Raw genomic sequence first — 25,201 nt, forward strand, 5'->3', positions numbered from 1 at the left:
TATAGAAAAGCCACTACGTATGACTTAAGGACTATATTGAAGTACCTTACTCATGGTAGTGGCTTTTATTGATTCATTTAATGTCATGATTTCATTTAGTAGATGTAATTATAATTACGCGCTGACCATTTACTTAAGTAACGAGTACCGTAACCATTTGGTCTATTATAGTTATATTCAGAAACTTTAATACTTCCATTTTTATATACGGCTTCGACAACAGCAACATGACCATAATAACCTGCAGTAGATTGCATTACTGCGTAGCGTTTAGGTGTATGACCAGTTCTATAGCCAGAGCGTTGTGCGTTGTAATACCAATTCTTAGCATTTCCCCAACGATTTGATACAGGTTTACCTAGTTGAGCACGACGTTGATATGCCCACCAAGTACATTGACCTTTCGTATAGTAATTATAAGAAGCGGCTTCAGATACGTGAGTGTGTTCAATAGTTTGATATGTAAAAGTTCCTGCGAACATGATTCCAGTAGCGAGTAAAAGACGTGAAAATAATTTTTTAAATTTCATTGTGTTCTCCTCAAAATATAAAAGAATTAAAAACTGTATTAATCATATTCGTTAAAAAGGTCTAATACAATATAAGAAACGAATTATACAAATAACTGTAATATATATGAAATATAACAGTGTAATTTGTAACTTATTTTACATTAAAGTAAATTTGCACCATTTCGCACAGTATCATAGTAATGTTTTAAAGTTCGAAAGACTTTTAATTTCAAATACGGGGAGAGGGACGACGAATTCAAAAAGAATTCTGTCCCACTCCCAAAAAAAGCGCCATAAAGGCGCTTGGTGAGATGATACGTCCATGATGTATAATAACAAGTTAGAAATCATACATTTGTGAATTGGTTAAAAACAGCCAATGCTCTTTTAACGATCGTCACGGGTATGTTTTCTGGACATGGATTATTTCGAAAATATGACAATACTTCTACTTGGCTCTTCACGTCTCTAGGGAAATTGCTATCTTGATTAATCCAATTTACCAATTCACCTAATGGTGTGTCATCACCAACAAAATTTTGCATAAATTCGTAAAAGCTCAATGCCTCACCTCTTTAATCAAATTGAGCCTATGTGATTATAACATTTTTTGAAAAAGAAACATATAGGGTCAAACATTGAAATTTTAATATCATAGTGCATGGAGACATATAGTTTTACTTTAAATATTTTTATTTTCTCAAAAATATTTCGTGTATAATGAAATTATAATAATGAACAAAGAGGGTGAGCATTTGGATATCAAACATATGAAATATTTTATGGAAGTGGTAAATCAAGGTGGTATGACAAATGCTTCAAAATCTTTATATATTGCTCAGCCAACGATTAGTAAAGCGATTAAAGATATTGAAAATGAATTAAAGATGACATTATTTGATCGTCAAAAACGCTATCTCGTACTTACGGATGCAGGTAAAATATTCTACAAAAAATGTGAAGAAATTATTGCCTTATATGATAATATTCCTTTTGAAATTAATGGACTATTGGGATTGGAAACAGGCCATATCAACATTGGAATGTCAGCAGTAATGGATATGCAACAATTTATTTATATTCTTGGTGAGTTCCATAAACTGTATCCTAACGTGACATACAATTTAAATGAGAGTGGCGGTAAATCGATAGAAACACGTCTGATCAATGACCAAATTGATATTGGGATTACAACTATTCCGATTGATGAAAATGTCTTTGATTATTTACCTTTATACAGTGAAGATTTAAGGTTGGTTGTAAGTAAAGAGCATGAACTTGCTACACGTGATTCAGTGACAATGGCTGAGTTGAAGAATGAAGATTTTATACTATTTAACGAAGATTTTTACCTCAATGATAAAATTATTGCTGCAGCTAAAAATGCAGGTTTTCTTCCAAATACAGTTTCGAATGTTTCGCAGTGGAACTTTATTGAGTACTTATTGCTAGCACACTTAGGTGTAAGTATCTTACCAGAACATATTGCAAATATGCTTAAAGATAATATTAAAAGTATTAAAATTGAAGATACAGGTATGAGCTGGGAATTAGGTGCCATTTGGAAAAAAGATAAACTATTAAGTCATGCAACATCTAAATGGATAGGTTTTATGAGTGAGCGATTGAAATATGATTAAAATCATAGGTCTATACAATTATATAAACTAAAATAACGTCTTATATCATATGTTTTATTTAAGGGTTGGAATGTGTATTCGCATTCCAACTTTTTTATGTAATCAAAATGAAGGCTTGAATACATTTTTCACAATATAAACACATTATTTGAAACTACCAATGATAATCGTTAAAGCGATTACATAGAAAAAAGCTATAGGTCGTATTTAAAATGGATATTTTTCTATTTTTGAACGTTGAATTAGAATGATGAATATAGGTTCAAAATTCACTGTAACAATTTCGACATATTTTAGTGGGAGGTCAGTCATCTTGAAAAAATTATTATTTATTTCAAAAGTTATCATACAAATTGCCATTATCATAGTCATTAGTTACTTAGGTAGTTTGCTGCAAACATTATTGCATATACCACTAGCTGGAAGTATCGTAGGCATGATATTGTTGTACATTTTACTTGAGTTGAAAGTGATACGCATGAATTGGATATCTGAAGGTGCAGAATTCCTATTAGCTACAATGGTGTTTTTCTTTATACCTTCCGTTGTAGGTATTATGGATATTGTGTCTGATATCACGAAGAGTTATATCATTTTCTTCTTATTAATTATTGTAGGTACAAGTTGCGTTGCACTTGCTTCTGGTTACATTGCTGAAAAGATGGTTAAACAACCTAACGTTAAGAGAGGTCATCAATAGTATGACATTTATTCAAGCAATCTTAATGATATTGTTGACCGTCGTTATGTATTTTGCTGCAAAAAAACTACAACAAAAATACGATAATCCATTTTTGAATCCAGCATTAGTTGGTTCAGTTGGTGTCATTATCGTATTATTGTTAACACATCAAAACTATCATGATTACATGACAGGTGGTAAGTGGATTAACCATCTATTAAATGCCACTGTTGTATGTTTAGCTTACCCACTATATAAGAATCGACATAAAATTATTGAAAATTTAAGTATTATCTTTACGAGCGTGATGGTTGGCGTAATACTTAATTTTGTGTTAGTGTTTACCTCGTTGAACTTATTGGGTTATGACGAGGAAACCATCGTAACAATATTACCACGTTCAATAACAGCTGCTGTTGGTATTGAAGTCTCACAAGAATTAGGTGGTACGGATACGATAACAGTCTTATTCATCATCACTACTGGACTAATCGGTAGTATGATGGGATCAATGTTATTGAAAGTAGGTAATTTTAAGACCTCTATAGCGAGAGGTTTAACATATGGGAATGCATCACACGCGTTCGGTACCGCAAAAGCATTAGAACACGATATTGAATCCGGTGCATTCAGTTCAATTGGAATGATATTGACTGCTGTCATAAGTTCAATACTTATTCCAATCATGATTATTTTGTTCTACTAAAGGGAATATGTACTTAGTACTCGTTGAAAAAGAGAAAGGGGCTATTGTAATAATGGCGAAGATAAAAGCAAACGAAGCATTAGTAAAAGCGTTAGAAGCATGGGATATTGACCACTTATACGGCATTCCTGGTGATTCAATTGACGCAGTAGTAGATAGTTTACGTACAGTTAGAGATTCATTTAAATTCTATCATGTGCGTCATGAAGAAGTAGCAAGTTTAGCTGCAGCTTCATACACTAAAATGACAGGAAAAATTGGGGTAGCATTAAGTATCGGTGGTCCTGGTATCGTTCACTTATTAAATGGTATGTACGATGCAAAAATGGATCGTGTGCCTCAATTAATCTTAGCAGGTCAAACAAACAGTACATTATTAGGTACAAAAGCATTCCAAGAAACAAACATTACAGATATGGTTTCAGATGTTTCTGTATACAACCACCAAATTAAAAAAGGTGACAACGTATTTGAAATTGTAAACGAAGCAATTCGTACTGCATACGAAAAACGTGGTGTCGCAGTAGTTGTATGTCCTAACGACTTATTAACTCAAAAAATTAAAGACACTACAAATCGTGCTATAGATACTACTAAACCTAAAGCACCAACGCCAACACTACGTAGCATTAAAAAAGCTGCAAAATTAATCGATAAAAGTAAAAAACCAGTTATGATCGTTGGTGTAGGTGCACAAAATGCTAAAGATGAATTACGTGAATTTGTTGAAGCAGCTAAAATTCCAGTTATTCATACATTACCAGCCAAAACAATCATTCCTGATGATCACCCATATAGCATTGGTAACTTAGGTAAAATCGGTACAAAAACATCTTATCAAACAATTCAAGATGCCGATTTATTAATCATGGCAGGTACAAACTACCCATACGTTGATTACCTACCTAAGAAAAATATTAAAGCTATTCAAATCGACACAAACCCAGATGTCATTGGCCATCGTTTCAGTGTCAATGTGGGTATCGTTGGTGACGCTAAACTTGCTTTCCACCAATTAACTGATAGCATTAAACACGTACCACAACGTCCATTCTTAGAAAAAACATTAGAACGTAAAGCTGTTTGGGATAAATGGATGGAACAAGACATGAATCAAGAAAGTACACCAATCCGTCCAGAACGCTTAATGAAAGCTATTAGCAAATATAGTGATGACGATGCGGTATTCTCAATTGATGTAGGTACGTCTACAGTTTGGTCAACACGTTACCTAAACTTATCAGTTAATAATAAATTTATTATTTCTTCTTGGTTAGGTACAATGGGTTGCGGTCTACCAGGCGCAATTGCTTCTAAAATTGCATTCCCTAAACGCCAAGCAATTTCTATTAGTGGTGACGGTGCATTCCAAATGGTAATGCAAGACTTCGCAACTGCTGTTCAATATGACCTACCAGTGACAATTTTTGTTATGAATAACAAACAATTATCATTCATTAAATATGAACAACAAGCTGCTGGTGAATTAGAATATGCCATTGACTTCTCTGATATGGATCACGCTAAATTCGCAGAAGCTGCTGGTGGTAAAGGTTATGTCTTAAAAGACCCAAGCCGTATTGATGAAGTAGTAGAAGCAGCGTTAAATGAAAATGTACCAACTATTGTTGACGTACATGTTGATCCAAATGCTGCACCATTACCAGGTAAAATTGTGAACGAAGAAGCAATTAATTATGGTAAATGGGCTTATAGATCAATTACTGAAGATAAAAAATTAGACTTCGACGAAATTCCACCAATTTCAGTTGCTGCTAAACGTTTCTTATAATAAATATTCAGCGTTCTCATAACGCTTGAGACAAAATTGCCGACAAAACTTTGGTTTTGTCGGCAATTTCTATTTAAAAAAGTATTGAAACCGTTTTACCATAGGTATATAATATAAATTAATTGAAAAAAAGAACTGCGTGTTACTATTAAATTAGGCATAAGCAATCAATAAGACTAGGGCAAAGAATAGCCTTAGTAAAAATACATTTCATAATTTGCGTTACTTAGAGATGTGTTTTTGAAAGTAGAAGAGAAATTAAAGGGACGAGTATACATGATTTTAAATCACTGTATCGCTATGCATTTCTCAAACTTACTTTTCTTAGTATTGCTTATGTCTTTTTTTATGTTATCGTGTTCAAATTTAGGTAGAAGGGAATAAGGATTATGTTTAAGAAATTTTTCGGTCAATTGCAACGTATCGGTAAAGCCTTAATGTTACCAGTTGCAATTTTACCAGCTGCCGGGATTTTATTAGCGTTCGGTAATGCGATGCACAACGAACAACTTGTTAGTATTGCACCGTGGCTAAAAATGGACGTCTTCGTGATGATTTCATCTGTTATGGAAGCGGCTGGACAAATTATATTTGATAACTTGCCATTGCTATTTGCAGTTGGTACAGCACTTGGATTAGCTGGTGGAGACGGTGTTGCCGCTTTAGCAGCTTTAGTAGGTTACTTAATTATGAATGCCACTATGGGACAAATTATGCATATCACAATTGATGATATTTATAGTTACGCTAATGGTGCTAAAGAACTAAGTCAAGCTGATAAATTACCAGCATATGCCTTAATTTTAGGTGTTCCAACACTTCAAACGGGTGTGTTCGGCGGTATCATTATGGGGGCACTTGCTGCTTGGTGTTATAACAAATACTACAATATTACATTACCACCATTCTTGGGATTCTTTGCAGGTAAACGTTTCGTGCCAATCGTGACATCAGTAGTTGCAATCATCACAGGTATTGCATTATGTTTCGTTTGGCCACCAATCCAAGAAGGGTTAAATAGCTTATCAAACTTCTTATTGAATAAGAACTTAACATTAACAACATTTATCTTTGGTATTATTGAGCGTTCATTAATTCCATTCGGATTACATCATATTTTCTATGCGCCGTTCTGGTTCGAGTTCGGACAATATACAAACCATGCAGGTGAACTCGTTCGCGGTGACCAACGTATTTGGATGGCTCAATTGAAAGATGGCGTACCATTCACAGCAGGTGCATTTACTACTGGTAAATATCCATTTATGATGTTCGGTTTACCAGCTGCTGCATTAGCAATCTATAAAAATGCACGCCCTGAACGTAAAAAAGTAGTTGGTGGTTTAATGTTATCAGCTGCTTTAACATCATTCTTAACTGGTATTACAGAACCATTAGAATTCTCATTCTTATTCGTAGCACCATTATTATATGTTATTCATGTATTTTTAGCAGGATCATCATTCTTAATCATGCACTTACTTGATGTTAAGATTGGTATGACTTTCTCTGGTGGATTTATCGACTATATTCTTTATGGTTTATTAAACTGGGATCGTACGCATGCGTTATTAGTTATTCCAGTTGGTTTAGTCTATGCAGTTGTTTACTACTTCTTATTTAGCTTTGCAATTAAGAAATTCAATCTTAAAACGCCTGGCCGTGAAGATGAAGAACAAGAAATTCGTAACTCAAGTGTAGCAAGATTACCATTTGATGTATTAGACGCAATGGGCGGTAAAGAAAATATCAAACATTTAGATGCTTGTATCACACGTCTTCGTGTTGAAGTAAATGATAAATCTAAAGTCGATGTACAAGGTTTGAAAGCGTTAGGTGCTTCAGGTGTGCTTGAAGTAGGTAATAATATGCAAGCAATCTTCGGTCCGAAATCAGATCAAATTAAACATGATATGTCACTTATCATGAAAGGTGAAATCACTAAACCAAGTGAAACAACGGTTACTGAAGAAACATCAGATGAACCTATAAACGTGGAAGAAATTAAAGAGACAGAAATCTATGCACCAGGAACTGGACACATTATTCCATTATCAGAAGTACCTGATAAAGTATTCTCAGAAAAAATGATGGGTGACGGCGTTGGATTTGTACCTGAAAAAGGAGAAATCGTAGCACCATTTGATGGTACAGTTAAAACTATCTTCCCAACGAAACACGCAATCGGATTAGAATCTGAATCTGGTGTAGAAGTACTTATTCATATTGGTATTGATACAGTGAAATTAAACGGTGAAGGTTTCGAAAGTCTTGTAAATGCTGACGAATCAGTTACACAAGGTCAACCTTTAATGAAAATCAACTTAGCATACTTAAAAGAACATGCACCAAGTACAGTCACACCAATCATTATTACAAACTTGGGAGATAAAACATTAACAGTAGAAGATGTTGAATCAGTAGACCCAGGTAAAGCAATTATGAAAATTAAATAATATTGAAATAAACCTCTTGTCAGAAATAATGACAGGAGGTTTATTTTAATCGGGAAAATGAACTACCAAAGTTCTACAGTACTATAAAGTAATAAAACTGTGATAACGACATTAATGATTTTATAATGTTGTTGATAGATTCGATTCATCATTTGGCCTAATAGACTCCAAACGATTGCACCAGCAATACCGATGACAATAAGTAAAATTGAACGTACAAAAGTAGAATTCCAAGCATCAGGTAATGTGAATGTTGTTAAACCAGTTAAAAAATATAACATCGCTTTAACATTCGTAGCTTGAATGAGTATACCTTTGAGTACAGGGCGATCTAAAGCCTCTTTTGCGCTATCTGGCTTTGAAATCAATACATGATACGCAAGATATAATAAATAAAGCGTACCGATAATCTTCATAATGATAATAAAGCTATGGTTATGTTTTAGTGGCTCTGAAAATAATAAAGCAATTGCTAGTGTAAATAAAATACCTATGAAAACACCTAAATTAAAAGGTAAAGCGCTTATGAAGCCTTTACGTTGACCTTCGGACATCGCCATGATGGTATTAGGCCCAGGTGTGAATGACATGGTAGTAATAAACAGTAAGTAAGAGAACAACGACCATCTCTCCCTCGAAAAGTTGAATAAATCCATTTTAACACCAATTGAAATAAAAAATGAGATTAAATTTAGATAATTCTGATATTTGTGATTGGATTCTATGTAAAAAAGACCTTTAACCAATGACTATACATTTTGAAATCAATGCTTAGAATGGTTAAAGGTCTTATAGAAATTAATAATATAAAGTGATGATTAAGGATTATTGTGTTATATCATTCTCGATAAGTAATTTAATCGCTTTATGATCTGTAGCATTTCTAAACAAATCATAGGCATGTGCAATATCACTTAACTTACTATAATGTGTAACCAATTGTTCAGGTTGGATAATTTTACTTTTCAAAGCTTCTAACAGTTCTTCAGTTGTATTTGCAGACACAAGTCCTGTTGTTACGTTAATATTCTTAATCCATAATTTATCGATATCGAATTGAACCGGTAAACCGTGGACACCTACGTTAGCAATTGTGCCATCGACGCCAATTAATTTTTGGCATAAATCGAATGTTTGCGGAATACCGACTGCTTCTATTGCTACGTCTACACCACGATGATTCAGTGATTTGACTTGCGCAATAGCTTCTTCCACATTGCTAGAATTAACAGTATGCGTTGCACCTAATTCTTTCGCAGTTTGTAAACGATTATCATCCAAATCAATCATAATGATTTTAGAAGGGGAGTAAAATTGTGCAGTTAATAATGCAGCTAATCCGACTGGTCCAGCTCCCACAATTGCAACCGTACTACCCGGTTTCACTTTCCCTTTTAATACACCAATTTCATATCCAGTAGGTAATATGTCTGATAACATGACTAATGCTTCGTCAGGTAAAGCGTCTGGTGCATGGTATAAAGAGTTATCTGCGAAAGGAACTTTAACATATTCGGCTTGTGTACCGTCAATTAAATGACCTAAAATCCAACCACCATCATTTTCACAATGCGCATAGATGCCTTTTTTACAGTAATAACATTTGCCACATGAAGAAATACAAGACACGATAACTTTGTCGCCAACTTTAAAATTGTTGACACTTGAACCAACAGATTCAACAATACCAATACCTTCATGACCTAATGTTGTATTTGCAGGTACTTCAGGTGTATCACCTTTAATAATATGTAAATCTGTACCACAAATCGTCGTTTTGACCATTCTGATAATAGCATCTGTACTTTCAGTTACAACTGGCTTCTCTTTGTCAATGAGTTTTGCGACACCTGGCTTTTCATAAATATAAGCTTTCAAATGAATCATCCTCCTGTTAATTGTGAATTATTTCACAATAATTATAGCATGTTAATTTGGTTATGTATTTAATAAAAATAATATATAATAAAATTGACATATATATAAATGTGCCATCATGAGATGTATAGTCAAAGTAGATGAAAAATGCATTTAATCGTCGTAAAATATAATTGAAAGATGATTTAAAGGAGACTATATTTATGGAAAATGAAGGATTATTAGTAGCTGAAAAAGAGATTGAAGTAAACAATTACGACATTGATGCGATGGGTATCGTGAGTAATATTGTATATATTCGCTGGTTTGAAGATTTACGTACGATATTCATTAATAACTACATGACCTTCTCAGAAATGATGAAGCAACATATATCGCCAATATTAATGAAAACAGAAATAGAATATAAAGTTCCGATAACGATACATGATAAGCCAGTAGGACGATGCTGGTTTGTTCAAGGTGGAAGAATGAAATGGGTATTTAAATTTGAAATTTCTTCCGGAGATAAAGTGCATTGTATTGGATATCAAACGGGCGGTTTCTTTGATTTAGAACGTCAAAGAATAACTAAGATGCCAAAAGTATTTCAAGATTTATTAAAATAAGTGAAAGTGCAGGTGAGAAAATGACGAAGCATTTGAGTACTATTGAAGCTTTTCATCAATTTATTAAAGATTATCAACTAGTAGTTGTTCATGTAATGCGAAATCATTGTTCGGTATGCCATGCGGTGTTACCTCAAATTGAGGATATTGTAGCTACTTATCCTCATGCAGAACTTGCCATTATAAACCAATCAGATATCGAAGCAATTGCAGGTGAGTTATCTATATTTACTGTGCCTGTAGATTTAATTTTTATGGATGGTAAAGAAATGCATCGTCAAGCACGTTTTATAGATATGCAACGTTTCGAACACCAATTGGATTTAATGTATGATAGCTGTTTTGGAACAGGGGATGGAACTTTGAATTCAAATTGAATTCTGTCCCTATCCCATGTGTCCGTTCTTATTTACTCATACGTTGAATGATATCATCGGCACGTTGTTGATAGGTTGCTATCACTTGGGCTGATTGATGTAATTGTGCGTGTTCATCTTCGGATAAAGCGAATTCAAAGACTTTATCTGCTCCGTTACCATTAATGATTGTTGGCACACCTATATAGACATCGGTAAGTCCATACTCGCCTTCTAAATAGCTTGATACATTCATGATGATATGTTTATTGAATAGAATCGCCTCTACAATTCGAACTAAACTAAGCGATATGCCGAAATTGGTCGTGCCTTTTCGAACATAAATATCATAACCGACCTGCGTTGTCTGTTCTGCTATGGATGCTTTAAACGCTTCAATATTTGTATCAGATGGCAATAAATCTAGGATGGATTCACCTGCAATTTGAGCATGTGACCATACTGCGACTTGCGAATCTCCATGTTCGCCAATAATGGGCGCGCATATACTTGATTTGGTGCAACATTAAACGCGCGACTTAAGAAGAATTGAAAACGAGCTGTATCTAAAGAAGTACCTGACCCAATGATTTTATTTTTAGGGAAATTTGAGACGTGTTTAACGACATAGCTCATAATATCTACAGGATTAGTAGGTAATACAAAATAACCATCAAAGCCACTATCGACAATACGTTGAACCATTGGAACAAAGATATCGACATTATCTTCTAATAATTTAAGTCGTGTTTCTCCTTTAGCAAGTTTCGCACTTGCACAGATCACCACAATATCTGCATCTTTACAATCCTCGTACTGTCCTACATGTACATTAACGAAGTGATCACCAAATGGCGTAGCATGATTCAAATCCCATACATCCGCTTTAGCTTTATCCTCGTCAATATCAATAATTGCCAATTCGTCGACTAATCCTTTAGCTACAACTGCGTGGGCAAACGCAGAACCTACATAACCACTACCTATAAGAACGATTTTATGACGTGACATCAATGCTTGCCTCCTCTTTTAAATTGAAAATTCAGATAATTGATATAAGGATAGCACGTTTGACTTAAATTGAAAATATTGTTTGATATTCTTAGTGTTAATTACTAAATGATTTGGAATTTAAGGTTTATAATATATAAATGTATAGGAGGTCATCAAGACGATGAAAAAAAGTGTATTAACAGTAGCAACATCTGCGATATTAGGTACATTAGCATTTATTAAAGTAAAAGAAAAACGTAGTTATAAGAGTTATATAACTGAAAAGTATATACGAATGTCTGGTATGAAAAAAACATTTGAGAATGAGGCAGATGCTAAAAAAGCATTAGAAGAAACTAAAGCTATTACGGCGGGTAAATATAGTGGCACAAGTTATGAATTTAAACATGATGTTCGAACAAAAAGTTGGAATGGCTGTGTGACATATATTGTGAATGATCAATGTAACCATCAACAAAAAGTGGTGTTATATATTCATGGTGGTGCGTGGTTCCAAGATCCGTTAGAGAACCATTTTGATTTTATCGATGAACTTGCAGGACAACTTGATGCGAAGGTCATTATGCCAATTTATCCTAAAGTGCCTCATCGTGATTACCGCACGACATTTGAATTATTAAAGCTCATTTATGATAAGCAGGTTGCCAAAGTTGAACATACAGATCAACTCATTATTATGGGAGACTCAGCAGGTGGACAAATCGCATTATCATTTGCAGAATATTTAAAAGCAGAAACGACGTTGCCTCAACCGGGTCATATCGTAATGCTATCACCAGTGTTAGATGGTACGATGAGCAATCCAGATGCTAAAACATATGAACGCATCGATCCTATGTTGGGGATAGAAGGTAGTCAATACTTCATCAAATTATGGGCAGGTCAATTACCAATTGAAGATTATAGAATTTCTCCGATTAATGGTGATTTAGAAGGATTAGGACGATTATCCATCTTTATCGGTACCAAAGAAACATTATATCCAGATGCCTTAAAATTATCTAAAATGTTGAATGCGAAAGGCATTGAACATGATTTTATACCAGGATATAATTTATTCCACATTTATCCGATTTTCCCATTACCAGAAAGACAGAAATTCTTTACACAACTTAAATCTATTATTCTATAAAAGAAAGCGCCTAGGACGAAATGATTCACTGCGTGGACAAATCAATGCATCGTAAATGCTATTCCACTTGCGTTAATCATGGTAAACGTCTTAGGCGCTTTATTGGTTATATCTCTTCAGGTTGTTTCTTAAGTGATAACATTAAAATTAAGATCAGAATTAATACAATGCCAACCACTTGTATCGATTGAAACGTAACATCAAGCCATAAGGCACTTGTTACAACTGCAATGACTGGTTCGATGGTACCTAATAATGTTGTCTCTTTAGGCGATAGGTATTTGAGACTATCGATAAATAAATAGAATGCTAAAGCAGTCCCAGCAATAATACCAAATATCAAATAAACGATTGTAGATGCACTCATAGTATTAAAGCTAACATCCCAAATAGGTTGTTTAAAGTTCATGGCACAACCAGAAATGATCATTGCCCATCCAACGATTAAAATAGATGGGAACTTGTCAAGCAAACCTGTGGCATAGATCGTGTAAAACGCAAGTGCTAAACCTGCGATAATGCCCCAGAATAAACTTGTAGGAGATACAACTAAATGAGAAATCGATCCATTTGTTAAAAGTAAAAATGTTCCAATTAATGTCATTGCAATGGCTAAAATATCAAATGGACGGAATACATCGAGACCACGTATAACGAACCAAATGATGATATACACAGGTGCAATGTATTGTAAAAGGGTAGCTACAGCAACATTACCAGTTGCGATCGATGCCATATAAGCGTATTGAACAAATAGCATACCGATTAAACTATAAATAAGCAAACTAACGATTGTTCTAGGATTTCGAAAAACAATAAAAATAGATTGTTTAGGGCGTCGTATTTTATAAAGACTTAGTAAGAAGACGCCGCTGATTAATAGGCGTGCAGTGACATACCAATCAACATCTAAACCGCGTTGGTTGAACAGTAAATCCGAAACCGTTCCGCCTAATCCCCACAAAGTAGCACCTATAATTGCAAATAACACACCTTTTAGTCTGTGTTGTGTGTGAGTCATACAATGCACCTCCATCTGTATTTTGTTTTATTATAAATCTCATAATATAATGTTTATGAAATGGATAATACTCAAATAATGAGTAAAAATATCAAAATATTGAGGTGATTACAGATGACGTCTGAAATGACTGTTAATGCAAATTTGGAAGAAAAGATTAATTATCCTGATCGTCGTTGGCCACATGTTATTTTACATACGACGCTAAATAAGACATTACTCGGCTATATACCGCTACATTGGCATTATGCATTACAATTTATGTATGTGACAGATGGGATAATTCAGGTGAAGTTAGCAGAAAATACACTAGTGATTCATGAGGGTGAAGGATTATTTATTAACTCCAATGTTGTACATGAAATTCATGATGTAGATGAAGGGGCACGTTTTTATTGCTGGAATATTGGATTACCTAATGTTACAGAATATATTAACTTTACGTATGTTAGTCATATTGTAGATCAAGCGCAGTCTATTCCGTTTATTAAATTAAGTCCAAATGATGAAGAGAGCATCCATTTATTGAAACGGGTTGAGAAAGTAGGGCAAATTTATATAGCTCAAAAAGGTTATTTTCAACTACAAATTCTTAGTGAATTTTATCAATGTTTAAATCACCTGTTAAATATCTTTGATCAGTATCAACAAGTCACTCAATATTTCTTTGATCCAAGAGTGAAGCAATGTATTCAATACTTACAAAGTCATTATTATAAAAAAGTTAAACTTAGCGAATTAAGTCGTATGGTTCATATGAGTGAGGCGGAAACAATCAAGTTATTTAAACGATTTGCAGGGGACACACCATTGAACTTTTTACAAAACTATCGCCTAGAGCAAAGTGCAAAGCAGCTGATGTATCATCATCGAAATGTGACTGAAGTAGCGATGGATTGTGGTTTTTCAACAACAAGTTATTTTATACAAAGTTTTAAACATAAATATTCGCTTACACCGAAGCAATTCCAAATCAAATATGCGAAACATTTAAAATAAAGTAGGTGCAATGTTCATCAATCAGATGAATGTGCGCCTACTTTTTCGGTATCTGTATTTAAAATCGTATCATTTGAATTTAAAGTCATTTCTTCTTTCGCAACATCATCACGCGTTGCAGATGCTTTGTTTAACTTTGTATCATCAATGCCTTCGTTAGAATCTTTAGTAACGCTATTAATGTGTTGATGGTCTGTGTCTAAAACTGAATTACTCATATCATTTCCTTGTAAGCTACCTACAAGAATAAATACTAAATAGCTTGAACAAACGAATAATACCATTGCTAAATAGATGCCAATTGCTATTTTCACAGGTTTAGTCAAAGGTTTACCCATCAGTATCCTCCTAAAGTTGTATCTTTATTTACCTTTAAAGTAACATCAGAATTTTAATTTAATGTAAATATGGCGTAAATATTTAATGATTTATCAAATAATACATATTAAATATTAAATTCAGAAAAATATTTTTAAAATTAGTCTTTATTTGTAATTTTAAAATATTGAATATTTCTAAAAAAATTAATCTTTGTTAATATAATTTTACATTAGATTTACAATATTAAAACTGACTAAATACGTAAATGATAGCATACCCTTATTAGAAGTAATAATTCGTTTAAAATGTTCATGATAAAAAAGACGTTTTATTAATTAACAACTTCTATAGAAAGTGTTGAAACATCACTTTTGATATACATATTAACGCAATACGTATTTAGACAACTTAATATTAAAAACAATCAAAGAGAGGGACTATACTGTGATTCTCATTATAATTTGTATCGCATTGATTTTATGGCTCGGTATTAAAGAGAAAAAGCGTCATACAAATCGACTTAATAAGATTCCGATTAGAATCAACATTAACGGTATTCGAGGTAAATCAACTATCACTAGAATGATTTATAGCATTCTAAGAGAGGATCATTATCATGTGATAGGCAAAACGACAGGAACAGATGCCCGAATGTTATATTGGTTTACTGACAAAGAATATCCAGTCATTAGGAAACCCCAAGGTGCTAATATTGGGGAACAACGTGACATCGTGCGCAAAGTGGTTAAACAAAGAGCCGAGGCGCTAGTGAACGAATGTATGGCAGTTAATCCAGATTATCAGATTACCTTTCAACAGGATTTAGTCAAAGCCAATATTGGCGTTATCGTCAATGTTATGGAAGACCACATGGATGTGCTTGGACCTACGCTTCAAGATGTTGCACAAGCGTTTACTGCAACAATTCCATACAAAGGGACATTAGTTGTGATGAAAGACGATTATACTAAATTTTTCGCAAAAGAAGCTAAAAAACGAAAAACGAAGTTAATCGTTGTCGATAAAGATAAAATTCCTGAATCTTATTTAAGAAAGTTCCCTTATCTTGTCTTTCCAGATAACGTTGCGATCGCATTAGGCGTTGCGCAAGCTGTTGGGATAGATAAGGATACTGCATTAAGAGGTATGTTAAATGCACCACCAGATCCTGGCGCAGTAGAAATTAAATATTTTAATGCAAATCGCACACGAAATGTATTTGTTAATGCATTTGCTGCCAATGAACCACAATCGACTAAAGCGATTTTGAACAAAGTTGAATCTTACAACTATCCATATACAAAAAAAGTAGTTATTTTAAATTGTCGTTCAGACAGGGTAGATAGAACACGTCAATTTGTTGAGAACTTTATTGACGATGTAGACTTTGACACACTGATTTGTACCGGTAAAAGTACGCAAATGGTGACAGACTTAATGCAACACTTACCTGACAAAAAATATCTTAATTTTGAAAACCGTGAGTTCCCAGAAATTGAAAAAGCCATCATGCAAGAATCACACAATGCACTCATTTTCTGTGTAGGTAATATTCATGGTCCAGGTGGTAGAATAGCAGAATTTATAGAAGGGATAGAATAAAATGATAGGTTCAGAATTATACTTCTCCCTATTTGTCGGTATCGTATTAAGTTTAATATTTGCCGAGAAATTTGGGATTAATCCAGCAGGGCTCGTTGTACCAGGCTATTTAGCACTTATATTCGATCAGCCCATCATGTTGTTATCTGTGTTAGTCATTAGTTGTTTAACATTTTTCATCGTTACATATGGTATTAGTAGATGGGTTATTTTGTACGGAAGAAGAAAATTTGCGGCGATGATTTTAACTGGGATGGTTCTTAAATTCCTATTCGACTTGATTTATCCATTGACGCCATTTGAAATGGTTCAAGTGTCTGGTATTGGTGTCGTTATTCCAGGAATCATTGCGAATACAATTCAAAAACAAGGTGTCGTGATTACGTTGTCAACAACGATGTTACTTACTTGTATCACATATATCATCTTATTCTTATATAGCTTTATTAATTAATCGCGAGCAAGGAGCGCAGAGTAATGAAAAAGAAAAAACGGTTATCAGCGAGCGAATGGTTACTTAAGCAATCTAAACGACACAAACGCCTTAACTTCATTTATACACTTATCGTTTTAATTGTTGCACTTGTACTTCTGGTATTCGCTATTAGAGCTGTGAAAGTTGAGCCAGTTGAGGCTATGCCAAGCTCAGGTAATGATTATATTCGTAGTACATATTTAGGTAATATCACATTGAATAAACATTTTAGACAAATGGATCTTAACGATGTGTTTAATGGCTTGAAACAACCGCTTCAACACAGTGACTTCTCAACGGCGTCACTCTTAGTAAGCCACTTCTCAAATGATCCGAAAACGAATATTAAGAAGAATATTGAGAATATTATGTTCTTGAAAAAGCAAAATATTAAAAGTGTCAATTTAATCAATAACACGATTGATAATGTGCAAGCCCAAGATTTGAGTAAACAAGTGGAAGCGCAAACCGATTATAACTTTATGACTGGCAACGGTTCGAATCCAATTAACAGTAAAACGGTACAACAAACGGTAAAAGGTAAAAAAATAGCCAATGTGTCATTTACGGATGTAGGTTCGAATTATGAAGATCCACTTAAAAATACAACATCTATTAGTTTAGATCCTAAAATCTTTGTTCCGCTGATCAAAAATTTAAAGGAAAATAATGATTTAGTTGTTGTTAACGTGGATTGGGGTATTACGAATGAACGTAGTGTAACGGATCGTCAAAAAGAGTATGCGCATGCTTTAGTGCAATCTGGCGCAGATGTCATCATCGGCCATAATTCGGTCGTTCAAAAAGTTGAAAAATATAAAAATGCGAGTATCTTTTATAGTTTAGGTAATTTAACGTCAGATTCATTCCTATCTAAAAATCAAAAAGGGATGGTCGTTCAACACGATTGGAATGGACAACATCATAAATTCAGCATTACGCCAGTACGTGGTGCAGATGGCAAGATAACAAAAGACCACATGAACAAGGTAGAGGCACAACGTTATTACAATAATATTAACGACAAATCAATTCACCTTAAAAAGGAGAATGGAGGATATACCTTTGAATATTAAAAAGCATTGGTTAGGTATTGTAACAACACTCATTATAATTGCAATTCTGTTAATGGTAACGTTTGCCAAAGCGAACGAAGGCCTTGATAATTTTGAGAAAAATGAATTAAAAGATGCAACGGAGCAATATTTATCTAAAGGGGCCAGTTAGTATGAATATTTATAGTAAAGTGACATTATCAGTCATTTTAGTTATCACCATTTTGATATCCTTTGTCTTTTACTATTTCAATAAAGAAGACAATCCTGATAAAGATACACTATTCGAAAATAAAATTGCAGATCATAAATCCTCTGGCAGTAGTAAAAAATATGGTGTAGCATCAAATAACCCTATTGCCACACGTGTCGGAAATAAAATTATTGAAGATGGTGGTAATGCAGTAGATGCGGCTGTAGGTGTTTCCTATGCATTAGCAGTAACAGAACCACACTCATCAGGATTAGGTGGCGGTGGTGCCACACTTACATACAATGGTAATGATGGTGAAGAACCTAAGATGTATGAATATAAAACATTGTCTTCTTATAATTATAAGAAAGGCGATGAAATTGGTACGCCAGGATTTGTTAGGGGTATGCATGATATGCATCAACGTGAAGGTAAAATGGACGAGAAGAAAATATTCAGTTATATTGTGCCATTAGCCGAAGATGGTTTCGAAGTGGATTCAGAATTGGAACGTAGTTTAAAAATATATGGATCAGATATCGACCGTAACTCTCCATTCTTTAAAGGAAAACGTACGGTACGTGAAGGTGATGTGGTGAAACAACCTGCATTAGCTAAAACAATTAAAGGTATTAGAGATAAAGGGCCTGACTATTTTTATAAAGACATCGCCAAAAGTATATCTAAACAAGTCGATAGTGAATTAACTGAAAAAGACTTTTCAACATTTAAAACTGAAGAAAAACGACCTGTATCAACCAAATATTTCAATAACACAATCTACTCTGCTTCAAACCCTTTAGGTGGTGCATTAATGTTACAAGGATTGAAAATTGATGAAAGCGCCAATTCGAGCAATGATAGAGCAGATTACATTAATGGTATTGTTAAATCACGTGATGTAATGTATCGAAATAGGGATATCGTTAATGGTCAAGAAGCAAATAGTGATTCACATTTATCAGAAGACTATTTATTAGATAACTTAAATAATGTGAACAGTGGTGGCAATGAAACGAACAGTGACTTTGATACATCACTTGATACTACGAGTACAACGCATTTCGTAGTAATTGATAAGAAAGGTAAAGTCGCTAGTACAACGAATACATTATCTAGTTTCTTTGGCGCAGGTAAATTTATGAAGCAAGGTTTCTATATGAACAACTCGTTAACAAACTTCTCAAGTGATCCGAATAGTCCAAACTATGGTGATAAACATAAAGCACCACGTTCATATACATCACCATCGATTGTTGTCGGACCAGATTTCTATATGGGTATTGGTACACCAGGCGGAAACAAAATTCCTACGATTTTAAATGAAGTACTTATCGACTACCTTAGAGGAAATGGTACGTTACAAGAATCTATTGATAAACCACGTTTCTATAATGATGGTGGTACGATTTATTATGAAAATGCAACGAGCGATGAAGATATTAATATCTTCAAGAGTATGGGCTACGGAGTTCAAGAAAAACGTAATGACGCTAACTTTGGTAGTGTTCAAGGCGCCATTTATAATAAAAATGATCAAACGGTTGAAATTGGCCAAGATGTGGGTAATAGATAATAGTGATCAATTAGAAATAGCATCGTAAGCAATTGGTATCAAAACGTTTGATAGTTTAGTATCAATGTGCATGTGTTGGCTAAACTGAGAAGCAATGTATATCTATATCAACATAATCGATATTTAGTCATTCTTATGGGGGTGGAACAATGAATTCAAAGTGGATTCTGTTCCACCCTTGCTTTATTTTTTATTGAAAAAGATTTGAAATCTTAGTTTACTATTGAAAATATCATCAGAATCGATATGATAAATATAAAGGTTTTGAATTTAATTTAAAATTTATATAAAATAAAAAGATATTGAATTGCTTACTTAATATGTAAGGGAATATACGCTTACAATTGATTGATAAAGGTGGAATGGTTGTGGAAGACGTAGTATTAGGAATTGACTTGGGTACCAGTGCAGTTAAAATCATTGCGGTTAATCGACAGGGTGAAGTGATTGCTTCGACAAGTGAACCTTTAACCTTGATACAAAGCCGTGCTGGCTATAGTGAACAAGATCCAAATGAATGGTTTGAAGCGGTGAAACAAGGGATTAAACGTATAAATCAAGCACCTGAAATGGCAAATTATAGTGTTAAAGGACTATCATTTTCAGGGCAAATGCATGGCTTAGTGCCTCTAGATAGCAATTATCAACCAGTACGTCACGCGATTCTTTGGAATGACACACGCAACTCCGAACAATGTATGCAAATCAAAGACATATACGGAGAAAGATTAAATGGCAATCCAATACTTGAAGGGTTTACGTTACCTAAGATGCTTTGGATGAAACAACATGAGCCATCATTGTGGGAACAAGTGAGTGTCTTTGTATTGCCTAAGGACTATGTGCGTTATTGTTTAACAGGCCAAATACATATGGAATATTCAGATGCGGCGAGTACACTATTATTAAGTCCAGAAACACATGATTGGACTAAAGATGTTGGTGAACGTTTAGGTATTGGGGATATTTACCCACCTTTAGTGCGTTCGACAGAAGCGGTTGGCGAAGTACGCTCAGAACTAGTGGAAACACTTGGTTTTAAATCGCCTGTGAAAGTTTATGCTGGTGGGGGAGATAATGCCTGTGGCGCAATTGGAGCGGGTATCATCAATGGTAATGATACGCTTTGTAGTATCGGAACTTCTGGTGTTGTCCTTAATGTAGAAAATGATGGTTATACTGAATACACTAACAATATCCATTTCTTTGATCATAGTGTGCCTCAAACATTTTATGCTATGGGTGTAACGTTAGCTGCGGGTTACAGTTTAAACTGGCTTAAACAAACCTTCTTTGAACAGGATAGCTTTGATGATATTGTTCAACAAGCCAGTACGTCAACCATTGGCGCGAACCATTTGCTATTTGCACCATATTTAGCAGGTGAACGTACACCACATGGAGATGCATTTATACGTGGCAGTTTTATTGGTATTAATGGTAGCCATAAGAAAGCGGATTTTGAGAGAGCAGTGCTAGAAGGTATTACGTTCTCATTATATGACTCTATACAATTAATGCGAGAAGCAGGTAAGACGATAACGCATATCACTTCAATCGGTGGCGGTGCCAAAAGTTCATTTTGGTTACAAATGCAAGCAGATATTTTCAATGCGACGATCAGAAAATTGAAACATGAAGAAGGGCCAAGTATGGGCGCGGCGATGATTGCAGCTTATGGATTGAACTGGTTTGACAGCTTTGATGCATGTGTTGAGAAATTTATTGATGTTGCTCAAACCTTTGAACCAGACGCTACAAGACACGCACAATACGAAGCATATTATAAAGTATACAAAGACATTTACCATCACACACATCAATTAACTGAAGCTTTATTAAAGATTGAAGATTAATCGTTCAAATCGGCAACTAGGTTAGAATCAAATGAGCGTTAGCCTTTTAGGAGAGAACGCAATAAAAAGATGATAAGAAGTAATACTACAAGCCAAGCAAGTTGGGCGTGGAACAATGAATTCATAACAAATTCTGCTCCACGCCCGTTTATTGTGCTAAAAACTTAATAATTTAAATTTTACAATTTTTTCATTTGTGAGCAGTTTGTTATGTATCTATAAATTGACACGTTAAAGTGAATATATAACAAAATAAATGTGTACAATTTAACTAATTATTACAAATATTAGTGTTGCCTTGAAAAGGGTTACAAAGGTAGTTTTAGTGGTGTAAAATAACTAAAATTATTTAGATATTTTCAAAAGATTTCAAATTAAAAATATTTTATCCTCAAAAAGTCTCTTAATGTGATTTATTTCACAAATTTACATTTTTGTCACTGAATAAGTCTTGAAATCGTTTTCTAGAGGGTGTAGTATGACTATGGTTCTTAAATAAATTGAAAGAGGTTTTGGGGAATGAATATTATTTTAGGAGTGGGTACACTCGTATTAGTGCTTATCGTTATGACGCTATTCTTAAACTTCGCGCCATACGGTAAACAAGGACTACAAGCATTATCAGGAGCTGCTTGTGCGACTTTCTTACCACAAGCATTCCTAAGTTACGCTATTGGTGGCGTATTCCATATTGAATTTTTACAAACTATAGGAGACTTAGCAGGAAGCCTTGCAGGTGTTGCAGTTGGTATCTTAACGTGTTTGAAAATGGGTATCTCACCTGTATTTGCAGTCATTGTTGGTCTCGTATTACATGACTTTAAATTATTACCAGCATTTATCGCAGCGTACCTTATTTCATTCGGTATTAAATTTATCGAGAAAAAAGTACCAGAAGGCTTGGACTTAATTGCTGTGATTTTAATTGCTCCAGCAGTTGTATTTGGTTTAGCAACAGCTATTAGCCCAGGAGTTATGGCTGTATTACATCAAATCGGTGGCGCAGTTACATCAGTAGGAGACAGTAATCCATACGCATTAGCAGTTATTTTAGGATTAGTTATTCCTGTAACGGGTATGACACCACTAAGTTCAATGGTATTAACGAGCTTATTAGGACTAACTGGTATACCAATGGCTATCGGTGCATTAACATGTACAGGTTCATCATTTGTTAACTATGTATTATTCAGCAGACTTAATATTGGCGGAAGTAAATCAAAAGCATTCGCAGTGTTTGTTGAACCATTAACACAAATTGATTTAATTGCAAAATACCCTCTACAACTGTATGGTACAAATGCAATTATCGGTGTAGTAAACGCATGTATCGTAACATTTAGTGGACTTGTTATCGGTGTTAAAGGTATGGCAACACCAATTGCAGGTGCAATCGTGTTATTCGGATTTAACGATGCTACAAGATCAATTATCACAATCATTACAGTTGCAGTTGTAAGTGTTATCTTAGCATTTATCTTCAGTACATTAATTAAAAAATTCAACCTAATGGACATGAGTATTAAATTGCCTAGTAAACAGAAACAACCTAAGGAGAGTGTTTAATTATGGCTACTAAAAAAAGCTACGATTATCAAAGCGCATTTGATATTATTGGGCCTGTCATGATGGGACCTTCAAGTTCTCATACAGCAGGAGCAGTTAAAATTGGTAATGCTGCATATGCGGTATTAGGTGGCGTACAGCCAGATAAACTCACAATTCATTATTACGAATCCTTTGCGCAAACACATCAAGGACACGGTACGGATTTAGCCATCGTTGGTGGTGCAATGGGTTACAGCACTTTTGATAGTCGTATTAAAAGTTCATTAGCAATTGCTAAAGACCAAAATATCGAAGTGAACATTATTGAAGAAGAAGGCGACAGTATTGGTGAACATCCTAACTGTGCGTATCTTGTTGCAGAAGGTAATGGACGTCACATTGAAGTCATTGGGAATTCAATCGGTGGCGGTACAATTAAATTAAAACGCATTAGCGTAGAAGGTCTAGACATTGATTTTAACTATGGTTTACCTATCTTAGAAATGGATGGGGCGGCAAATAAATCAGAAGTTAATCATTTTATCAATGATGTAAGTGAACTTGGTGCTGACATAAAAGAAGAAATGACACAAACGGGCGATAATTTCAGTTTAGCAGTATTACCACTAAACAAAGCATTATCTGAATCAACGTTAGATCAAATTAAAGAAAAATATAGTCACTTAAATATATCCTATATTAAATAGAGGGGGATTAAAGATGTTTGATTCAATTAGAGAAACAATAGACTACGCAGTCGAAAATAAAATGTCTTTCGCAGATATTATGATCCAAGAAGAGATGGAACTTTCAGGTAAAACACGTGACGAAGTTAGAGAAACAATGAAACAGAACTTAGACGTCATGAGAGATGCTGTAGTTAAAGGATCAACTGGCGAAGGCGTTAAAAGTGTAACAGGTTATACTGGTCAAGATGCGATTAAACTTGCTAAATATAATGAAAATAATCATGCTTTATCAGGCCATGAAATGGTTGAAGCAGTGAAAGGCGCAGTTGCTACTAACGAAGTAAACGCAGCAATGGGTATCATTTGTGCAACACCAACAGCTGGATCCTCCGGAACGATTCCGGGCGTATTATTTAAATTAGAAAAAACACATGACCTTACAGAAGAACAAATGATAGATTTCTTATTCGTTTCATCATTATTTGGCCGCGTTGTTGCTAATAACGCAAGTGTTGCAGGTGCTACAGGTGGCTGCCAAGCAGAAGTTGGTTCAGCTTCAGCAATGGCTGCAGCTGCTGCGGTATCCATCTTCGGTGGTGAACCTGAAGCATCTGGTCACGCAATGGCACTAGCAATCAGTAACTTACTTGGTCTAGTATGTGACCCAGTAGCTGGTTTAGTTGAAATTCCATGTGTAATGCGTAATGCAATTGGTTCTGGTAACGCATTAATCTCTGCTGACTTAGCATTAGCTGGTGTTGAAAGTAGAATTCCAGTGGATGAAGTTATCGAAGCAATGGATAAAGTAGGACGTGGCTTACCAGCTGAATTAAGAGAAACAGGACTTGGTGGTTTAGCAGGTACACCAACTGGTGAAGCAATCAAACGTAAAATCTTTGGTGAAGCAGAAGTGAATAGCTTCTCATAATCCCACCATAGTTATAAGTCATTCTTGAATGTCTGTGAGGCATTTGAGGATGGCTTTTTTATTTAATCATAGGTGTGTCATGTAAATGATTTAAAATTGCATATATTTATCAGAAAATTAAAAAAAGTTATTGCAAAATTTCACCAATACAGATAAAATAAC

General features: G+C 34.5%; 24 protein-coding genes and 1 pseudogene. 18 read left to right on the forward strand and 7 right to left on the reverse strand.

Translation table 11 applies throughout. The annotated features are described in order from the left end of the window. Window positions 1-95 precede the first annotated feature (95 nt). Both KA878_RS07505 and KA878_RS07510 read right to left on the reverse strand, forming a co-directional pair. Window positions 96-530, reverse strand: coding sequence for a CHAP domain-containing protein (locus tag KA878_RS07505; RefSeq protein WP_053028842.1), 435 nt, complete (start codon window positions 528-530; stop codon window positions 96-98). A 329-nt stretch (window positions 531-859) separates the two neighbouring features. After that, on the reverse strand, window positions 860-1,075 hold the full coding sequence (locus KA878_RS07510; RefSeq protein ID WP_011274838.1) for a sterile alpha motif-like domain-containing protein: 216 nt from the start codon (window positions 1,073-1,075) through the stop codon (window positions 860-862). 192 nt (window positions 1,076-1,267) lie between these two features. Between KA878_RS07510 and cidR the strand changes: the two genes are divergently transcribed. The 5 genes from cidR (at window position 1,268) to ptsG (ending at window position 7,788) form a co-directional block, all read left to right on the forward strand. Further along, window positions 1,268-2,152 carry a cidABC operon transcriptional activator CidR gene (cidR, locus tag KA878_RS07515; protein ID WP_053028840.1) on the forward strand — a complete coding sequence of 295 codons (885 nt, stop codon included), beginning with the start codon at window positions 1,268-1,270 and terminating at the stop codon, window positions 2,150-2,152. Between the two features lie 313 nt (window positions 2,153-2,465). Beyond that, the gene (locus KA878_RS07520) at window positions 2,466-2,852 is read left to right on the forward strand and encodes a CidA/LrgA family protein (RefSeq protein WP_053028839.1); all 387 of its coding nucleotides are present in this window, start codon (window positions 2,466-2,468) and stop codon (window positions 2,850-2,852) included. 1 nt (window position 2,853) lies between these two features. Beyond that, window positions 2,854-3,540 carry an LrgB family protein gene (locus KA878_RS07525; RefSeq protein WP_075108174.1) on the forward strand — a complete coding sequence of 229 codons (687 nt, stop codon included), beginning with the start codon at window positions 2,854-2,856 and terminating at the stop codon, window positions 3,538-3,540. A 52-nt stretch (window positions 3,541-3,592) separates the two neighbouring features. Next, window positions 3,593-5,332 (forward strand): pyruvate oxidase, encoded by a 1,740-nt coding sequence (locus KA878_RS07530; RefSeq protein ID WP_053028837.1) that lies wholly within the window; start codon window positions 3,593-3,595, stop codon window positions 5,330-5,332. Window positions 5,333-5,721: 389 nt separating this feature from the next. Then, window positions 5,722-7,788 (forward strand): glucose-specific PTS transporter subunit IIBC, encoded by a 2,067-nt coding sequence (gene ptsG, locus KA878_RS07535; protein WP_070854744.1) that lies wholly within the window; start codon window positions 5,722-5,724, stop codon window positions 7,786-7,788. 62 nt (window positions 7,789-7,850) lie between these two features. Here the strand turns inward: ptsG and KA878_RS07540 are convergent, their stop codons facing one another. Together KA878_RS07540 and KA878_RS07545 are read right to left on the reverse strand one after the other, a co-directional pair. After that, window positions 7,851-8,408, reverse strand: a complete 558-nt coding sequence (locus tag KA878_RS07540; protein ID WP_228480677.1) for a LysE family translocator — start codon at window positions 8,406-8,408, stop codon at window positions 7,851-7,853. Window positions 8,409-8,613: 205 nt separating this feature from the next. Then, window positions 8,614-9,666, reverse strand: coding sequence for a zinc-dependent alcohol dehydrogenase family protein (locus tag KA878_RS07545; RefSeq protein ID WP_075108172.1), 1,053 nt, complete (start codon window positions 9,664-9,666; stop codon window positions 8,614-8,616). A 203-nt stretch (window positions 9,667-9,869) separates the two neighbouring features. Between KA878_RS07545 and KA878_RS07550 the strand changes: the two genes are divergently transcribed. Both KA878_RS07550 and KA878_RS07555 read left to right on the forward strand, forming a co-directional pair. Further along, window positions 9,870-10,274, forward strand: coding sequence for an acyl-CoA thioesterase (locus tag KA878_RS07550; RefSeq protein WP_193838942.1), 405 nt, complete (start codon window positions 9,870-9,872; stop codon window positions 10,272-10,274). 20 nt (window positions 10,275-10,294) lie between these two features. Then, window positions 10,295-10,651, forward strand: a complete 357-nt coding sequence (locus tag KA878_RS07555) for a thioredoxin family protein (RefSeq protein WP_193838943.1) — start codon at window positions 10,295-10,297, stop codon at window positions 10,649-10,651. A 28-nt stretch (window positions 10,652-10,679) separates the two neighbouring features. Here the strand turns inward: KA878_RS07555 and KA878_RS07560 are convergent. Further along, window positions 10,680-11,641 (reverse strand): annotated as a pseudogene (locus KA878_RS07560) (L-lactate dehydrogenase). A gap of 163 nt (window positions 11,642-11,804) precedes the next feature. Between KA878_RS07560 and KA878_RS07565 the strand changes: the two are divergent. After that, window positions 11,805-12,776 (forward strand): alpha/beta hydrolase fold domain-containing protein, encoded by a 972-nt coding sequence (locus tag KA878_RS07565; protein WP_193838944.1) that lies wholly within the window; start codon window positions 11,805-11,807, stop codon window positions 12,774-12,776. Between the two features lie 106 nt (window positions 12,777-12,882). On the opposite strand, the gene KA878_RS07570 is transcribed toward KA878_RS07565, so the two are convergent. Then, a complete protein-coding gene (locus tag KA878_RS07570) occupies window positions 12,883-13,797 on the reverse strand; it encodes an EamA family transporter (RefSeq protein WP_228480676.1) in 915 nt (304 codons plus the stop codon). A gap of 114 nt (window positions 13,798-13,911) precedes the next feature. On the opposite strand from KA878_RS07570, the gene KA878_RS07575 reads away from it, so the two are divergent. Further along, the gene (locus KA878_RS07575; protein ID WP_228480675.1) at window positions 13,912-14,796 is read left to right on the forward strand and encodes an AraC family transcriptional regulator; all 885 of its coding nucleotides are present in this window, start codon (window positions 13,912-13,914) and stop codon (window positions 14,794-14,796) included. Between the two features lie 17 nt (window positions 14,797-14,813). On the opposite strand, the gene KA878_RS07580 is transcribed toward KA878_RS07575, so the two are convergent. Beyond that, on the reverse strand, window positions 14,814-15,134 hold the full coding sequence (locus KA878_RS07580) for a hypothetical protein (protein ID WP_070854740.1): 321 nt from the start codon (window positions 15,132-15,134) through the stop codon (window positions 14,814-14,816). Between the two features lie 427 nt (window positions 15,135-15,561). On the opposite strand from KA878_RS07580, the gene pgsB reads away from it, so the two are divergent. From pgsB to sdaAA, 9 genes are all read left to right on the forward strand, one after another. Further along, entirely contained in the window at window positions 15,562-16,719 is a 1,158-nt protein-coding gene (gene pgsB, locus KA878_RS07585; protein WP_053028827.1) for a poly-gamma-glutamate synthase PgsB, read from the forward strand. A 1-nt stretch (window position 16,720) separates the two neighbouring features. Next, window positions 16,721-17,173, forward strand: a complete 453-nt coding sequence (gene pgsC / locus KA878_RS07590) for a poly-gamma-glutamate biosynthesis protein PgsC (RefSeq protein WP_075108165.1) — start codon at window positions 16,721-16,723, stop codon at window positions 17,171-17,173. Window positions 17,174-17,196: 23 nt separating this feature from the next. Then, window positions 17,197-18,270, forward strand: a complete 1,074-nt coding sequence (locus tag KA878_RS07595) for a CapA family protein (protein WP_193838946.1) — start codon at window positions 17,197-17,199, stop codon at window positions 18,268-18,270. Then, on the forward strand, window positions 18,260-18,421 hold the full coding sequence (locus KA878_RS07600) for a hypothetical protein (RefSeq protein ID WP_174841346.1): 162 nt from the start codon (window positions 18,260-18,262) through the stop codon (window positions 18,419-18,421). The genes KA878_RS07595 and KA878_RS07600 overlap by 11 nt, the downstream gene beginning before the upstream one ends. A 1-nt stretch (window position 18,422) precedes the next feature. Further along, a complete protein-coding gene (locus KA878_RS07605; protein ID WP_193838947.1) occupies window positions 18,423-20,018 on the forward strand; it encodes a gamma-glutamyltransferase in 1,596 nt (531 codons plus the stop codon). Window positions 20,019-20,380: 362 nt separating this feature from the next. After that, entirely contained in the window at window positions 20,381-21,874 is a 1,494-nt protein-coding gene (xylB, locus tag KA878_RS07610) for a xylulokinase (protein WP_193839950.1), read from the forward strand. A gap of 519 nt (window positions 21,875-22,393) precedes the next feature. Then, window positions 22,394-23,440 (forward strand): PTS sugar transporter subunit IIC, encoded by a 1,047-nt coding sequence (locus KA878_RS07615; RefSeq protein WP_075108161.1) that lies wholly within the window; start codon window positions 22,394-22,396, stop codon window positions 23,438-23,440. Window positions 23,441-23,442: 2 nt separating this feature from the next. Beyond that, window positions 23,443-24,129, forward strand: a complete 687-nt coding sequence (locus KA878_RS07620) for a serine dehydratase beta chain (RefSeq protein WP_053028817.1) — start codon at window positions 23,443-23,445, stop codon at window positions 24,127-24,129. A 13-nt stretch (window positions 24,130-24,142) separates the two neighbouring features. Further along, the gene (gene sdaAA, locus KA878_RS07625; protein WP_053028816.1) at window positions 24,143-25,039 is read left to right on the forward strand and encodes an L-serine ammonia-lyase, iron-sulfur-dependent, subunit alpha; all 897 of its coding nucleotides are present in this window, start codon (window positions 24,143-24,145) and stop codon (window positions 25,037-25,039) included. The last annotated feature ends 162 nt before the right edge of the window (window positions 25,040-25,201 follow it).

The organism is Staphylococcus sp. GDY8P57P (assembly GCF_017892585.1).
Classification (GTDB): Bacteria; Bacillota; Bacilli; order Staphylococcales; family Staphylococcaceae; genus Staphylococcus; species Staphylococcus borealis.

Bases quoted from the DNA above. Each gene is read 5' to 3' on its own strand.
- KA878_RS07555 (WP_193838943.1), top strand. From the start codon at position 10,295: ATGACGAAGCATTTGAGTACTATTGAAGCTTTTCATCAATTTATTAAA.
- KA878_RS07550 (WP_193838942.1), top strand. From the start codon at position 9,870: ATGGAAAATGAAGGATTATTAGTAGCTGAAAAAGAGATTGAAGTAAAC.
- KA878_RS07595 (WP_193838946.1), top strand. From the start codon at position 17,197: ATGAAAAAGAAAAAACGGTTATCAGCGAGCGAATGGTTACTTAAGCAA.
- KA878_RS07570 (WP_228480676.1), bottom strand. From the start codon at position 13,797: ATGACTCACACACAACACAGACTAAAAGGTGTGTTATTTGCAATTATA.
- KA878_RS07615 (WP_075108161.1), top strand. From the start codon at position 22,394: ATGAATATTATTTTAGGAGTGGGTACACTCGTATTAGTGCTTATCGTT.
- KA878_RS07620 (WP_053028817.1), top strand. From the start codon at position 23,443: ATGGCTACTAAAAAAAGCTACGATTATCAAAGCGCATTTGATATTATT.
- KA878_RS07525 (WP_075108174.1), top strand. From the start codon at position 2,854: ATGACATTTATTCAAGCAATCTTAATGATATTGTTGACCGTCGTTATG.
- sdaAA (WP_053028816.1), top strand. From the start codon at position 24,143: ATGTTTGATTCAATTAGAGAAACAATAGACTACGCAGTCGAAAATAAA.
- ptsG (WP_070854744.1), top strand. From the start codon at position 5,722: ATGTTTAAGAAATTTTTCGGTCAATTGCAACGTATCGGTAAAGCCTTA.
- KA878_RS07575 (WP_228480675.1), top strand. From the start codon at position 13,912: ATGACGTCTGAAATGACTGTTAATGCAAATTTGGAAGAAAAGATTAAT.
- pgsC (WP_075108165.1), top strand. From the start codon at position 16,721: ATGATAGGTTCAGAATTATACTTCTCCCTATTTGTCGGTATCGTATTA.
- KA878_RS07530 (WP_053028837.1), top strand. From the start codon at position 3,593: ATGGCGAAGATAAAAGCAAACGAAGCATTAGTAAAAGCGTTAGAAGCA.
- KA878_RS07505 (WP_053028842.1), bottom strand. From the start codon at position 530: ATGAAATTTAAAAAATTATTTTCACGTCTTTTACTCGCTACTGGAATC.
- KA878_RS07605 (WP_193838947.1), top strand. From the start codon at position 18,423: ATGAATATTTATAGTAAAGTGACATTATCAGTCATTTTAGTTATCACC.
- KA878_RS07580 (WP_070854740.1), bottom strand. From the start codon at position 15,134: ATGGGTAAACCTTTGACTAAACCTGTGAAAATAGCAATTGGCATCTAT.
- xylB (WP_193839950.1), top strand. From the start codon at position 20,381: ATGGTTGTGGAAGACGTAGTATTAGGAATTGACTTGGGTACCAGTGCA.
- KA878_RS07565 (WP_193838944.1), top strand. From the start codon at position 11,805: ATGAAAAAAAGTGTATTAACAGTAGCAACATCTGCGATATTAGGTACA.